Here is a 13,376-nt window from a genome sequence, read left to right on the forward strand (position 1 = left end):
GACGGGAAGACGGCGAGTCCATAATCCAATGCCCTGTAGCCGGATTCGGGCGGAGACGACGAGCGGGGCGAGCGGCGTGCGCAGTTGGGCTCCGACGATCGCGCGGGTGGTCGCCGGGCGGGCATGTCCGGTCAGGGCGGCGACGAAGGGTTCGGCTCCCGGACGGTCGAGGATGATCGAGACCGCTACGCGGCCTTGGCCATCCGGCTCGGGGACGCGTAGCCGATAGCGACCGGAGACGTCGTGGAACGGTGAGACGTAGAACTCCTTGTCCACCTCCGCACGGCCGTCGGCGTCGGGCGTCACGATGTAGCAGTGGCGCTCGCCATAGGTGTTGTGCACCTCGGCCACCACATGCGCGAGGGTGCCGTCGGCGTGGTGGCACCAGAAAACACTGAGCGGATTGAACGTGTATCCGGCGACGCGCGGTGAGAGCAGGGCGCACACCGGGCCGTCGGCGGGTGTGACGCCCGCGCCGCGCAGATGGTTGTCGAGTCGCAGCCGCAGCGACTGCCCGGGCCGCATCGGCTCCGGGAAATGGTCGGCGGGACGGACGTCGGCGGCCAGGCGCAGCAGACCACGGAACCGGGGTGGTTCGTCGACGTCGATGAGCCACGAACTGCTGCGGTAGGTGAACGTATGGCGCAGCGGTGAGCGCCGGGTGTGGGTGATGCGCGTGGCGACGACGGCCGGCAACGGGGTCGCGGTGGATGCCGGGCGGGTCATGTCGGATCATCCTGGAGAGCAACGGATTGCGCGGCCATTCGGTGTAGGGAGCCGGCCGTCCGGCGGGCGGCGCGCTCGCCGGACGCCGCGCCGTCCTCGTGGAATCCCCACCCGTGGTAGGCGCCGGCGAACACGATGCGGTCACTCTCGATGTCCGGGAGGAGTGCTTGTGCAGCAACCGATTCGGTGGTGTAGATCGGGTGCTCGTAGGTCATCTCGGCGAGAATCGTCGAGTCGTCGACGAGGTCGGTGCGGCCGAGGGTGACGAGCATGCGGGGGTCAGCGGTGGGTAGCCGCATCAGACGGGTCATGTCATAGGTGACGGCGACGCCGGAACCATCGAGCGCGTCGGTCGGTGCGTGGTCGGCGCGGATCTGGTAATTCCACGACGCCCAGGCCCGGCGGGCGCGCGGCAGCAACGAGATATCGGTGTGTAGGACAGCGGGTTTCGCGCAGTAGGAGATGGCGCCGAGGACCCGTCGCTGTGCGGCGGTCGGGTGGTCGAGAGCGGTGAGGGCCTGGTGCGGATGGGTCGCGAGGACGACGGCGTCGAACCGCTCGGTGGGATGACCGTCGGCGGTGACCGCGACCGCGGTACCGAGATCCTCGACGGAGCGCACCGGCGCGCCGAGGCGGATGCGACCGCGATGGGCACGCAGGTGGTCGGCGACGGCGTCGACGTAGGTGATCGAACCGCCGACGACGGTCCGCCACGTGGGTGACCCGAACACCGACAGCATCCCGTGGTGGGACAGGAAGGTGAACAAGTAGCGCGCCGGATAAGCCTGCGCGGTGCGCGCATCACACGACCACACCGCGGCGATCAGCGGGAGCAGGAAGTTGTCGACGAAGTAGTCCGACAGCTTCTCGCGGGCGACGAACTCGGTGATCGGCTCGTCGGAGTCAGGGGTGTCGAGGACCTTGCGTGCCGCGCGATGGAAACGCACGACCTCGCCGAGCATCCACAGATAGCGGCCCCGGGTGAGGGTGCGCGCGGTCGGGATGAGCCCCGAGAGACCCAGGGCTCCCGCGTATTCCAGACCGGTGCGTTCGGAGTGCACCGACATCGACATGTCGGTCTCCTGGGTCGGCACCGCGAGCTCGTCGAAGAGCCGCAGCAGAGTGGGATAGGTGCGGTCGTTGTGGACGATGAACCCAGAGTCGACGGCCATGGTGCCGCCGACCCCGGGCGGCGTGATCGAGTGCGTGTGGGCGTGACCACCCAGACGGTGATCGGCCTCGTACAGGGTGACGTCGGCGTCGGCGGAGAGTCGGTAGGCGGCAACCAGACCCGCGACGCCACTGCCCACCACCGCGACTCGGTGGGGACGGCCGGTGTGGGGTACCGGTGGACCCGAGGTTGTCATGCCCGAAGTTCGGACTCGACGGCCGTTCGGATGGGTCAGTACCGCTGCGGTGGGGGCGGGGCGGCGATGTAGCCGGCCTGCCGTTGGTCGGCGTCGACGATCTCGGCGCCGAGTGGCAACAGTGACAGCGGCACCATCTTGAAACTGGCGATGCCCAGCGGGATGCCGATGATGGTCAGGCACATCGCGATGCCGGAGGTGATGTGCCCGATGGCCAGCCAGATCCCGGCGAAGATCAGCCAGATGATGTTGCCGATGGTCGACGCCGCACCGGCCTGTGGTTTGCGCACGACGGTCCTCCCGAACGGCCACAGGGCGTAGTTGGCGATGCGGAAGGATGCGATGCCGAACGGGATCGTGATGATCAGGATGCAGCAGATGATTCCGGCGACGACGTATCCGATCGCCATCCAGAACCCGCAGAGCACCAACCAGATGATGTTGAGGAGTGTGCGCATACGCCCATTGTCCGCTGTCGTGGATGATCGTGGTGCAACGTCGGGCAACCGTCGGCCGCCATCTCGACGAACAGGTCCGAGCCTGCGGGGTCTGCCCGATGTCATGCGTGGTGTCGTCGGCCCTGGCTAACCTGTGCCCATGGCCCCCGACGCCGAGCGTGCACGTGTCACCGTGTGGTGGGTCATCACCACCGTCGTCCTGGTGATCCGTCTGCTCGCGACGATCGCGGTGATCCTGCTCGCCATCGGCTGGGCGGTCGCGGCGATCCGGGATTCGATGAACAACATTTTCTTGTGGCCGGCCGTCGGGAGTGCGGGCGCGCTGCTGATCAGCACATATCTCTACAGTTACCTGCGGGCGAGGTACCCGCGCCGCAACGCCTGGCTTCCGTGACCCCCAGGTCGCGGTGACCCCCATCGCGGGTGCCTTCGATGTTGTTCGGGCTGATGACAAGGCCGCCTGTAGCCCGCGTCACACCAGAGTTGGCATAATCGACAGCACAGAGGCAATCGAGAGAAGACCTATGACCGAACTCGGCTCGTCGCGCATCCGGCGTGCCTATGAGGATTTCCTCTCCGGCATCACACCGCCCTCCGACGCGGTGCGTTCCGTGGTGCGTGATTCGTGGTCGAGGTCGTTGTCGCGCGGGGTCGATCCGATCGAGGCGCTCCCCGAGGACGACACCAGCGCGAGCATGACGATGGCCGAGTTCACGCGATACCGCGAGGCCCATCCGATCACGTCGGTGCGCCCGCTCGTGCAGTCGTTGATGCTCGACGACATCGCCGACTCCGGCGTCGTTGTCGCACTCACCGATCAGGTCGGACGACTGCTGTGGGTCGAGGGCAGCACCGACGCCGTCGACCGTGCGAGCCGCATCAACTTCGTCGAGGGCTCGGTGTGGAGCGAGGACGTCGTCGGCACCAACGCACCGGGCCTGGCACTCGCGGTCGGCAAGGGTGTGCAGGTGATCGGACCGGAACACTTCGCGGGCTCGGTGCAGGACTTCAGCTGTGCCGCCGCGCCCGTCCACGACCCGGTGACCGGACATGTCATCGGCGTCATCGATGTGACCGGTGGCCGCGAGGTGGCCGCACCGTTCGCCCTGGCCGCCGTCCGTTCGGTGGTGGCCGCAGTCGAACGCGAACTGCAGTCCCAGGCGGTCAACCTGGCCGACCCGGCGACCTTCGCGTCGTCGCAGGACAAGGGTGATGCGCGGCTGACGGTATTGGGCGACAACAATTATCGATGGCATCGGGAGGGTGATCCGGCCGGAGAGCGGACGCTGTCGCGCCGGCACGCCGAGATCCTGTTGCTGCTGCAGGAGTATCCCGAGGGCCTCAACACCGAACAACTCGCCATGCACCTGGCCGGCGACGGCATCGACCCGGTCACCGTGCGCGCCGAGATCTCGAGGCTGCGCCGTGATCTCGGCAACGACGTGGTCACCTCGCGGCCCTACCGCCTGACCGTCGACATGACCTCCGACGTCGCCGACCTGCGCCGGCGTATCGCCGAGCGCGGCGAACTGTCGTCGGTGATCGACGAACTCGGCCGCGGTGGACTGCTGGTGGAGTCGACGGCGCCGGGCATCACCGAGATCTTCGAAGTGGTCCGTGAGGATGTGCGGTCGCGGGTGATCGCCGAGGGAGATGTCGGGGCCCTGCGGACCTGGACGTCATCGATCCACGGTCGCGATGATCTCGTCGCGTGGCGTCGACTCGAGCACCGTCTCCCCGTGGGACATCCCGACCGCGCCGTGGTCGGCGGGCGAATCAGGTTGCTGGACAAGCGGTACGGGGTCTGACCCGGCCTGTGGCGCGAGGCGTCCGAGGATGTGGCCACTCCGCGTCATGGAGCCTGGTACGAATACAGATTCCACATGAGCGGGCCACCGACCCGAAAATCACGGCGTGTCGCGCCGGATCCGTGGAAGTTATATTTCGCATCGGCGTGACCGCGGCCCTCAGGGCTGCGCGTCGGGCATCGAACCGATGAGCAGCAGCGCCGCCGCGATGGTGGTCACGATGCACAGCACAACGAGTAGCAGCCCGACGCCCAATGTGACGAGCGGGTGCGGTTCGGACTCGTCGCGAGTACCGGCCGTGCCGCGTTGTGCGGGATCGTTCTGAGCGAGAACCATCGTGGCACCACCCTCCTGGCAGCTCGATCTGACTTATTGCAGATACTGAATCAGATTACGAAAACTGGATCTTAGTGGTTGTGGGCACCTTCCACGACTTGAGTACCGCGAATCGCCCCTTGCACACCAGACAATCGGTGCGAATTCCTCTTTTCGGCGGACCCAACGTCGGGCCAACGGTGAGTGGATCAGGCTTGGCGCTCACGGCACCTGACCTGCCGTTTCGTGGCGATGCAACGTTGCGAACGCGTCTGCAACGTGGCTGCAACCACAGCCCTCTTACTCTGTGGAACAGATCACACCGGCTGCCGTCGCGGCTCGGTGTGACATCCCGCAACTGGCCGACGCCTGTTACTGCACTGAGGAGCTGGACACACATGACTGTTTACGCGAAGCCGGGTACCGAGGGTTCGGTGATGAGCTTTGAGTCGCGTTACGACAACTGGATCGGTGGTCAGTGGACCCCGCCGGTGAAGGGTCAGTACTTCGAGAATCCGTCGCCGGTCGACGGCAAGACCTTCTGTGAGGTCGCCCGGTCGACCGCCGAGGACATTGATCTCGCACTCGATGCCGCGCACAAGGCCGCACCGCAGTGGGGCAAGACCTCGGTCGCCGAACGTTCGCTGGTGCTGCTGCGCATCGCCGATCGTCTCGAGGAAAACCTCGAGAAGATCGCCGTTGCCGAGACCTGGGACAACGGCAAGGCGGTCCGCGAGACCCTCGCCGCCGACATCCCGCTCGCCGTCGACCACTTCCGCTACTTCGCCGGCGCCCTGCGCGCCCAGGAGGGCTCGATCTCGGAGGTCGACGAGGACACCGTCGCCTACCACTTCCACGAGCCGCTCGGTGTGGTCGGTCAGATCATCCCCTGGAACTTCCCGATCCTCATGGCCGTGTGGAAGCTCGCCCCCGCGCTCGCCGCAGGCAACGCCGTCGTCCTCAAGCCGGCCGAGCAGACCCCCGCGTCGATCCTCTACGTCATGAGCCTGATCGCCGACCTGCTGCCCGCGGGCGTGATCAACGTCGTCAACGGCTTCGGTGTGGAAGCGGGCAAGCCGCTCGCATCGAGCAACCGCATCCGTAAGATCGCCTTCACCGGTGAGACCACCACCGGCCGCCTGATCATGCAGTACGCGTCGGAGAATCTGATCCCGGTCACCCTCGAGCTCGGCGGCAAGAGCCCCAACATCTTCTTCAACGATGTGATGAGCGCCGACGACGGCTTCCTCGATCGTGCGCTCGAGGGCTTCTCGATGTTCGCGCTCAACCAGGGTGAGGTCTGCACCTGCCCGAGCCGCGCGCTCATCCAGGAGGACATCTACGACGACTTCATCGGCAAGGCCGTCGACCGTGTCTCGAAGATCAAGCAGGGCAACCCGCTCGACACCGACACCATGATGGGCGCCCAGGCCTCCAACGATCAGTTCGAGAAGATCAGCTCCTACCTGGCCATCGGCAAGGAAGAGGGCGCGAAGGTCCTCATCGGTGGCGAGCCGGCCGACCTCGGCGGCGACCTCTCGGGCGGCTACTACATCAAGCCGACGGTGTTCGACGGCCACAACAAGATGCGCATCTTCCAGGAGGAGATCTTCGGCCCGGTGCTGGCCGTGACCACCTTCAAGGACTACGCCGACGCCATCCACATCGCCAACGACACCCTCTACGGACTCGGTGCCGGTGTGTGGAGCCGTGACGGTGCCACCGCCTACCGTGCGGGCCGCGAGATCCAGGCCGGCCGTGTGTGGACCAACACCTACCACGACTACCCGGCCCACGCCGCGTTCGGTGGCTACAAGCAGTCCGGCATCGGACGCGAGACCCACCTGATGATGCTCGAGCACTACCAGCAGACCAAGAACCTCCTGGTCGGATACGCTCAGAGTGCGAAGGGATTCTTCTGATCCGGGACTTCGTCCGAATCGGGGATTCTTCTAAACCGAAGAGGTGCAACGATGACCACCGAACAGAACGTTCCTGATCGGGTGGTCGCCACAGACGCCGCCGTGCAGCTCCTGACCAAGTTGTCGGAGCTGCACGGCGGACTCATGATCCACCAGTCCGGTGGATGCTGTGACGGTTCCGCCCCCATGTGCTACCCCGTCGGGGAGTACCGAGTGGGCCAGCGCGACGTGCTGGTCGGCGAGATCGATCTGCCCGAACCCATTCCGGCAGTACGGGTCTGGATCAACGGCGATCAGTTCGAACTGTGGAAACACACGCAGTTGATCCTCGACGTGGTGCCCGGACGGGGCGCCGGATTCAGCCTGGAATCCCCCGAAGGAGTGCGATTCCTCTCGCGGGCAAGGGCTTTCAGTGAGGACGAGAATGCCGTGCTGTCGGCGACCCCGCCGTTGACCGGTGCGGCGGTCGGCGTCTGATCGTTTCCGCGACGTACCAATCGGCATGTGCCCGTTGGCTCGCTCGGCGAGCCGGCGGGCATTCGTCGTGTCGAGAGGATGTCTGTCGTCTCATCGGGGGAAATGTCCGAAACCGGCAATGGTCGATATTTGCCGCTGTTACCGTCGAGGCTGTTGCGTAGTGCAACCAAGTCCACCAATGGCGATGTGACGGAGGCGAATTACCCGATGAAACGTGTGATGACCAGTGCCCTTGCGGTCGGAGCGGTCGTGGGTGCCGCATCCCTGATGGTCCCGGCAACGGCGTCGGCGGCGCCGGTGTCGTCGGCGAACTGCGCGAGGATCGCGACACCGACGGCGCCGAACGGATGGGGGAACAGCTTCGGTGACGAACAGGGTCAGGCAGGCAAGATCACGGCAACCAACGTGAGCGACGACGACGGATCACTGGAGTTCGCGACGAGTCCGCAGGTACCGCGTCAGGCGTCGTACCACTCGGCGGGGAAGCTGCCGTTGACCCAGCTGGCCGGAAAGCCGTTGACCTTCCAGAAGTCCACGGGCAATGCGAACTGGCAGATCCGGGTGACCGGCGCGAACACCGGTGAAGGGAATGGCTTCGCGACGCTGGTCTGGTCGGCTTCCGACGCAGCGGGTGCGCCTGACGCCGCATCGTCCGATCAATGGTGGGCAACCCGCTCCCTGGGCACGATCCCGCGGGGCCAGACCGGCACTCTTGCCGAGCTGACCACCGCCGCCAACTCCGGCGGAAAGGCCACGGTCGTCGAGGATTACGGCATCTCCAGCCAGCCCAACGGCGGCACCGGCACCGTGCACGTCGACAACGTGACCTTCAACGGCTGCACGACCAACTTCGCGGTCCGGAGCAGCAACGGCTCGCTGGGCGGCATTCAACTCCCGAGCTTCGGATCGTCGTAACCCGGATCGTCGTAATCCGGCGTCGTAATCCGTTGTGACGCTGGGGTGTCAGTCAGCATCGAGCCACCAGCCCCGCACCATGCCGGGTGGCCGGCCGGGTTCGATGTAGTGCTCGGTGCCGAAGGCGAACGGGAACGCCTCGACCGGGAGTGCCAGTAGCTGACGGACGTCGCTCTGGCTGGCGTGGCAGGCCAACGCTTCGCGTTTGGCCGTCACGTCGTCGCCGAGGTCGACGGCCCAATGCAATTCGGCTTCCGGTGTGCCGATCGGATTGCCGTCGTCGCCCGGGGCATCCGGGTCGAATCCGTCGGTGTTGTTCTCGCCGGTGAGGCCCATCTCGGCGGCCAGGACGAACAGCTGGCGCATGAGGTCACGATTCATCGTGACCTCCAGGTAGCGCGGTCGCTTGACGGCGAGTTCTGCTGCGGCGCGGGTGGTGTGGTGCAGCATCACGTGATCGGGATGACCGTAGCCGCCGTGCCAGTCGTAGCCGACGACGACGTCGGCGCCCTCCTCGTCGAGGATGCCGGCAAGTCGGCGAGCCGCTTGCTCGACGGGCGCGCGGGAGAAGACGCCGTCGGTGCCGTTCTGGGTCCACCCGGTCATCCCCGAATCGGCGTATCCGAGCCACGCCACGCGCGCGGTGCCGGTGATCGCCGCCGACGCCTCGGCTTCACCGCGACGTCTCATGGCCACCGTTTCTCCGGGAGCGAGATCATCGGGCACGTCGCCGTCGCCGTGCTCTCCCGGGTCGCCGTCGGTGCAGTAGACGACGACCACCCGGTGCCCCTCACGTGCGGCGCGGATCATGCTGCCCGCGGTGGCCGTGGCCTCGTCGTCGGGATGGGCGTGGACGAAGACGATGGTGCTCATGCGCTACAGCATCTCAGGTCGGGGCCCGCGGGGTGCTCGTCGCAGTACGCTGCTTGCAGCACTGCCATGAACTCACACCCGAAGCGCGTGCTGGTATGCGCAGAAGATTCGGAAAGTTGTCACCATGCCCAACTCCCAGCCGCCTGCAACGGTGGATGCCATCGACGGGAGCATCCTGGCCGCGCTCGCCGATGATCCACGAGCCACCGTCCTGGCGATTGCGGATCGGACACAACTCTCGCGGAACACCGTGCAGGCCCGGCTGTCGAAGCTCGAGCAACGGGGAGTGCTGCGCTCCTTCGAGCGCAGTATCGATCCGGCGGCGCTCGGTTACCCGCTCACCGCATTCATCCTGACGAATGTCACCCAGAGCCAATTGACGCCGATCGCGTCGGCACTCGGTGACGTTCCCGAGGTGGTCGAGGTCCACGGGCTCAGCGGGATCAGCGACCTGCTCGTGCATGTCGTCGCTCGCGATGCGGACGATCTGTATCGAATCGCCGGCCAGATTCTCGACATCCCCGGGGTCACGCGGACGACCACCGCGCTCGTGATGCGAAAACTGGTCGACTATCGGTTATCCGGGCTCTTGGAGCGGTTGACCGCGGACTGACCCCAACCGGCAAGCAAGCAACCGGTTTCGGCGCTGTTGCGCAAACTGCTCACCGATGATCCGGCCTTCCGAGGGATGGTGTGCACAATGCTGAGATCGCACGGCGCCGCTTGATTGATGTGCGCGCCGGTGGTCGACTGGGGGACGAGTTCTGCACCCAGAGCCGGGTAAGGATGCCACCCCATGAAGTCAGCTCAGATCGTCGATCCGACCGAGCGTGCCGCCGACACCGTCACGCCGGACGCCCTCCGCAGCATCGAGGAGCGCGTGCTGTGGTTGTCCACGGCCATCATTCATCACGCGAATCGCGTACGCCCCAACCCGTCCGGGCTGAAGGTCGGAGGTCACCAGGCCTCGTGTGCATCGATCACGTCGATCATGACCGCGCTGTGGTTCGAGCAGCTCACCGACGCCGACCGCGTGTCGGTGAAACCGCACGCATCGCCTGTGCTGCACGCGATCAACTACCTCTTGGGCAACCTCGACGAGCGCTACCTGACGACATTGCGTGAATTCGGTGGGCTCCAATCGTATCCGAGCCGCACCAAGGATCCCGATCCCGCCGACTACTCCACGGGATCCGTCGGCATCGGCGCCACGGCACCGATCTGGGGTGCCATCGCCCGTCGCTACGTCGACGCCAAGATCGGCCCGGCGGGCAAGGGACGCCAGTACTCCTTGGTCGGCGACGCCGAGCTCGACGAGGGCGCGGTGTGGGAAGCCATTCTCGACCCGTCGGTCCGTGACCTCGGTGAGATCGTGTGGATCGTCGACCTCAATCGGCAGTCGCTGGACCGGGTGGTTCCCAACATCGCGGCCGGGCGGCTGGCGAGCATGTTCGAGGCCGCCGGCTGGCAGGTGATCACCGTCAAATTCGGCCACCTCCTCGAGACTTTGTTCGCCCGTCCGGGTGGAGACGCGTTGCGCGAGCGCATCCTGAGCATGCCCAACGCGGAGTACCAGAGGCTGTTGCGTTGTACCGCGCAAGAATTGCGGGCGAGGATGCCCGGTGACGGCGAGCGGGTGCCGGAGATCGCCACTCTCGTCGCGGAACTCGATGATGCGACCCTGACGGCCGCGATCCGCAACCTGGGCGGCCACGACCTCGACGCGTTGCGTCAGGCCTTCGCCGACATCGACGACACCAGGCCGACGGTCATCATCGCGTACACGATCAAGGGTCATGCGCTGCCCACCGAAGGACACCCGCAGAATCACTCGTCGCTGTTGACGGTGGAGCAATTCGACGAGTTGGCAACGACGATGGGGATGGATCCCGGACATCCGTGGGCTCGATTCGACCCCGAGACCGACGCGGGACGGATGTGTGTGGAGACCGCACGTCGACTGACTCGCGCACCGATTCAGACTCTTACTCCGCCAACGGTTCCCGACGACCTCGGACGGACACCGGGCGGAACGTCGACCACGCAGGCGGCCCTGGGTAGGGCCCTGCTCGCCCTGACCCGCGACGCACCGGAGGCGGCCCAACGCATCGTCACCGTGAGCCCGGACGTCAGCTCGACGACGAACCTCGCCGGATGGCTGAACAAGGTGGAGATCTGGTCACCGGCCGAACGACGAAACTGGTTCGACGACGACGCCGAGACGATCATGCACTGGCGGGAGAAGCCGACCGGTCAGCACATGGAACTGGGGATCGCGGAAACGAACCTCGTCGGGCTGATGGGTGAGCTGGGGGCCACATGGAGCCGGTGGGGCCAGCCGCTGTTTCCCATCGGGGTGATGTATGACCCGTTTGTGGAGCGGGCTCTGGAACCGTGGTCCTACGGTATCTACGCCGGCGGCCAATCGATCCTGGTCGGTACCCCGTCGGGTGTCACGCTCGCCGCGGAAGGCGGTGCCCACCAGTCGATCACGACTCCCTCGATCGGCCTGGAACAACCCGGCTGCGTCAGCTGGGAACCCGCATTCGTGATCGACACCGAATGGACGCTGCTCGCGGCGATGCGTCTGCTGGGGCGCCCCGATGGGAGTTCGGCGTACCTGCGCCTGTCGACCCGACCGGTCGATCAGACACTGGCGGCGGTGCCCACCGATCCCGCGGCCCGGGAGCGTCGGCGCCGTCAGGTCATCGCCGGTGCCTATCCGCTGCGCCGGGTCTCCGATCCGGTGGTCACCCTGGTCGGCATGGGCGCGTTGATGACCGAAACCCTGGCAGCTGCAGAACGTTTGGCTGCTCAGGACATCGCCGCCGACGTCGTGTGTGTCACCAGCCCGGGCCTTCTCTTCGAGGCACTTCAGGCACGGCGTGGCCTCGCCGAGGCACCCACCTGGATTCTCGACCAGGCGTTCCCGGCCGATCGGGCCACCCCGATGGTCACCGTCCTCGACGGTCATCCGCACACCCTGGCATTCCTCGCCGGTATCCGCGGAGTCACCGGTGCCGCGCTCGGCGTCAGCCGCTTCGGCCAGGTCGGTTCTCTCGATGACGTCTACCGCCACCACGGCATCGACACCGACAGCATCGTGCGGGCCGCACTCGACCTCCTCGGCTGAACCGAGATCAGATCGTCTCGGACCGCGCCATCGCCAGTCCCAGGCCGACGGCGCCCAGCACACCGACGAAGACGGCGACACCGCTCCAGCCGAAAGACGAGAACACCAGGCCGCCAACGGCTCCCACCACCGAGCTGCCGAGGTAGTAGTGGAACAGGTACAGCGACGACGCCTCGGCGCGATGTTCGGTGGCCCGCGCCGACACCCATCCGCTCGCCACCGAGTGCGCTCCGAAGAAGCCCGCGGTGAACAGGAACATGCCCACCAGCACCGACCAGAGATGTTCGGGGACAGTGGCTCCCAGGCCGGCGAGCATCACCATGATCGATGAGGCGAGCACCGGACGGCGGCCGATGCGGTCGGCGAGCCGGCCGGCCAGGGCGGAGGAGGCGGTGCCGGCGAGGTACATGAAGAAGATCGACGCGATCACCGCCTCGCCGAGGTCGAATGGGCTCTGCAGCAACCGATAGGTGAGGTAGTTGTAGACCGTTACGAAGCCACCCATCAACACGAAACCGATGACGAACAGCGGTAGCAGTCGGCGATCGGCGAGATGCGACAAGAGGTTTCGCATGGTAATCGACGGGGACACCCGACGCGGGGTGAAGAACCGGGAGGCCGGGATCGTCCGCCAGAAGAGCAGCGCGAAACCGAGTGAGGCCAGACACGCGATCTCCAGTGCCCACTGCCACGACATCACATCGACGGCGAACCCGGGGATGAGCCGGCCGACGAGACCGCCGATGGTGGTGCCCGCCACGTAGCGACCCATCGCGGTGCCCAACGAGCGACCCTCCACCTCCTCGGCGAGGTAGGCCATCGCGACCGCAGGCACCCCCGCGCACAGAACGCCCTGGAGGGCGCGCCCGGCGAGCAGGACGTCGATCGACGGCGACCACGGCAACACGACGCCGATCGCCGACGCGGCGACCGCGGAGATCACCATGACCCGTACGCGCCCGAAACGCTCCGACGCGACACTCGCCGGGATGATCGCGATCGCGAGGAAACCGGTGGTCAGAGAGACCGCGAGCGCCGACGTCGTCGGCGATGTCCCGAAGTGCTCCGACAGATGCGGTAGCAGGGCCTGCACGTAATACAGGGCCATGAACGTCGTCATACCGGCCGCGAACAGGGCGACGGTGGCGCGCCGATAGCCCGGTGAGCCCAGGGCGTGACGGGTCTGGGGAAGCGCGGGTGCGGCGATGCCGTCTGTTGTGGTGCTCACTGTTCCAGCGTGAGCCCGACTCTCCACATGCTCAAAATGAATCTTTGTAGACTTGTTTATTCACTAATGAATAAGCGCAGCTAGCATCAATACCGTTCAGTTAAGGTTACATGGGTGTAGTTTGTAGGGTATGCCTCGTGCTGGGTGGGTGAAG

General features: G+C 66.1%; 13 protein-coding genes. 7 read left to right on the forward strand and 6 right to left on the reverse strand.

Annotated features, from left to right (window positions below):
- The 3 genes from B1964_RS00585 to B1964_RS00595 all read right to left on the reverse strand — a co-directional run.
- On the reverse strand, positions 1–726 hold a 726-nt coding region (locus tag B1964_RS00585), incomplete at its 3' end, for a DUF1365 domain-containing protein (RefSeq protein WP_079928411.1).
- The gene (locus B1964_RS00590; protein ID WP_172398709.1) at positions 723–2,093 is read right to left on the reverse strand and encodes an FAD-dependent oxidoreductase; all 1,371 of its coding nucleotides are present in this window, start codon (positions 2,091–2,093) and stop codon (positions 723–725) included. The genes B1964_RS00590 and B1964_RS00585, both read right to left, overlap by 4 nt.
- Positions 2,094–2,128: 35 nt before the next feature.
- The gene (locus B1964_RS00595; RefSeq protein WP_006369109.1) at positions 2,129–2,551 is read right to left on the reverse strand and encodes a YccF domain-containing protein; all 423 of its coding nucleotides are present in this window, start codon (positions 2,549–2,551) and stop codon (positions 2,129–2,131) included.
- 139 nt (positions 2,552–2,690) lie between these two features.
- Between B1964_RS00595 and B1964_RS00600 the strand changes: the two genes are divergently transcribed.
- Both B1964_RS00600 and B1964_RS00605 read left to right on the forward strand, forming a co-directional pair.
- Entirely contained in the window at positions 2,691–2,945 is a 255-nt protein-coding gene (locus B1964_RS00600) for a hypothetical protein (RefSeq protein WP_079928413.1), read from the forward strand.
- Positions 2,946–3,075: 130 nt separating this feature from the next.
- A complete protein-coding gene (locus B1964_RS00605; protein WP_014358390.1) occupies positions 3,076–4,359 on the forward strand; it encodes a GAF domain-containing protein in 1,284 nt (427 codons plus the stop codon).
- Between the two features lie 159 nt (positions 4,360–4,518).
- Here B1964_RS00605 and B1964_RS30295 read toward each other — a convergent pair whose 3' ends face one another.
- On the reverse strand, positions 4,519–4,695 hold the full coding sequence (locus B1964_RS30295) for a hypothetical protein (protein WP_006369112.1): 177 nt from the start codon (positions 4,693–4,695) through the stop codon (positions 4,519–4,521).
- 377 nt (positions 4,696–5,072) lie between these two features.
- Here B1964_RS30295 and B1964_RS00610 point away from each other — a divergent pair, with 377 nt between their 5' ends.
- The 3 genes from B1964_RS00610 (at position 5,073) to B1964_RS00620 (ending at position 7,988) form a co-directional block, all read left to right on the forward strand.
- Complete coding sequence (locus B1964_RS00610; RefSeq protein WP_079928414.1) at positions 5,073–6,596, forward strand: aldehyde dehydrogenase family protein; 1,524 nt, start codon at positions 5,073–5,075, stop codon at positions 6,594–6,596.
- A 51-nt stretch (positions 6,597–6,647) separates the two neighbouring features.
- The gene (locus tag B1964_RS00615; protein ID WP_079928415.1) at positions 6,648–7,073 is read left to right on the forward strand and encodes a DUF779 domain-containing protein; all 426 of its coding nucleotides are present in this window, start codon (positions 6,648–6,650) and stop codon (positions 7,071–7,073) included.
- Between the two features lie 78 nt (positions 7,074–7,151).
- A complete protein-coding gene (locus B1964_RS00620) occupies positions 7,152–7,988 on the forward strand; it encodes a hypothetical protein (RefSeq protein ID WP_014358391.1) in 837 nt (278 codons plus the stop codon).
- Between the two features lie 48 nt (positions 7,989–8,036).
- Here B1964_RS00620 and B1964_RS00625 read toward each other — a convergent pair whose 3' ends face one another.
- On the reverse strand, positions 8,037–8,861 hold the full coding sequence (locus B1964_RS00625) for a PIG-L family deacetylase (protein ID WP_014358392.1): 825 nt from the start codon (positions 8,859–8,861) through the stop codon (positions 8,037–8,039).
- Positions 8,862–8,985: 124 nt separating this feature from the next.
- Between B1964_RS00625 and B1964_RS00630 the strand changes: the two genes are divergently transcribed.
- Together B1964_RS00630 and B1964_RS00635 are read left to right on the forward strand one after the other, a co-directional pair.
- On the forward strand, positions 8,986–9,474 hold the full coding sequence (locus B1964_RS00630) for an Lrp/AsnC family transcriptional regulator (protein WP_006369117.1): 489 nt from the start codon (positions 8,986–8,988) through the stop codon (positions 9,472–9,474).
- A 183-nt stretch (positions 9,475–9,657) separates the two neighbouring features.
- Complete coding sequence (locus B1964_RS00635) at positions 9,658–11,994, forward strand: pyruvate dehydrogenase (protein WP_079928416.1); 2,337 nt, start codon at positions 9,658–9,660, stop codon at positions 11,992–11,994.
- Between the two features lie 7 nt (positions 11,995–12,001).
- Here B1964_RS00635 and B1964_RS00640 read toward each other — a convergent pair whose 3' ends face one another.
- Positions 12,002–13,222 carry an MFS transporter gene (locus tag B1964_RS00640; protein ID WP_253193834.1) on the reverse strand — a complete coding sequence of 407 codons (1,221 nt, stop codon included), beginning with the start codon at positions 13,220–13,222 and terminating at the stop codon, positions 12,002–12,004.
- Between the last annotated feature and the right edge of the window lie 154 nt (positions 13,223–13,376).

Source organism: Gordonia sp. i37 (genome assembly GCF_002043085.1).
Taxonomy (GTDB): Bacteria; Actinomycetota; Actinomycetes; order Mycobacteriales; family Mycobacteriaceae; genus Gordonia; species Gordonia polyisoprenivorans.

Excerpts from the sequence above, each read along its gene's own strand:
- B1964_RS00590 (WP_172398709.1), bottom strand. The coding sequence starts at position 2,093 with ATGACAACCTCGGGTCCACCGGTACCCCACACCGGCCGTCCCCACCGA.
- B1964_RS00595 (WP_006369109.1), bottom strand. The coding sequence starts at position 2,551 with ATGCGCACACTCCTCAACATCATCTGGTTGGTGCTCTGCGGGTTCTGG.
- B1964_RS00600 (WP_079928413.1), top strand. The coding sequence starts at position 2,691 with ATGGCCCCCGACGCCGAGCGTGCACGTGTCACCGTGTGGTGGGTCATC.
- B1964_RS00605 (WP_014358390.1), top strand. The coding sequence starts at position 3,076 with ATGACCGAACTCGGCTCGTCGCGCATCCGGCGTGCCTATGAGGATTTC.
- B1964_RS30295 (WP_006369112.1), bottom strand. The coding sequence starts at position 4,695 with ATGGTTCTCGCTCAGAACGATCCCGCACAACGCGGCACGGCCGGTACT.
- B1964_RS00610 (WP_079928414.1), top strand. The coding sequence starts at position 5,073 with ATGACTGTTTACGCGAAGCCGGGTACCGAGGGTTCGGTGATGAGCTTT.
- B1964_RS00615 (WP_079928415.1), top strand. The coding sequence starts at position 6,648 with ATGACCACCGAACAGAACGTTCCTGATCGGGTGGTCGCCACAGACGCC.
- B1964_RS00620 (WP_014358391.1), top strand. The coding sequence starts at position 7,152 with ATGTCTGTCGTCTCATCGGGGGAAATGTCCGAAACCGGCAATGGTCGA.
- B1964_RS00625 (WP_014358392.1), bottom strand. The coding sequence starts at position 8,861 with ATGAGCACCATCGTCTTCGTCCACGCCCATCCCGACGACGAGGCCACG.
- B1964_RS00630 (WP_006369117.1), top strand. The coding sequence starts at position 8,986 with ATGCCCAACTCCCAGCCGCCTGCAACGGTGGATGCCATCGACGGGAGC.
- B1964_RS00635 (WP_079928416.1), top strand. The coding sequence starts at position 9,658 with ATGAAGTCAGCTCAGATCGTCGATCCGACCGAGCGTGCCGCCGACACC.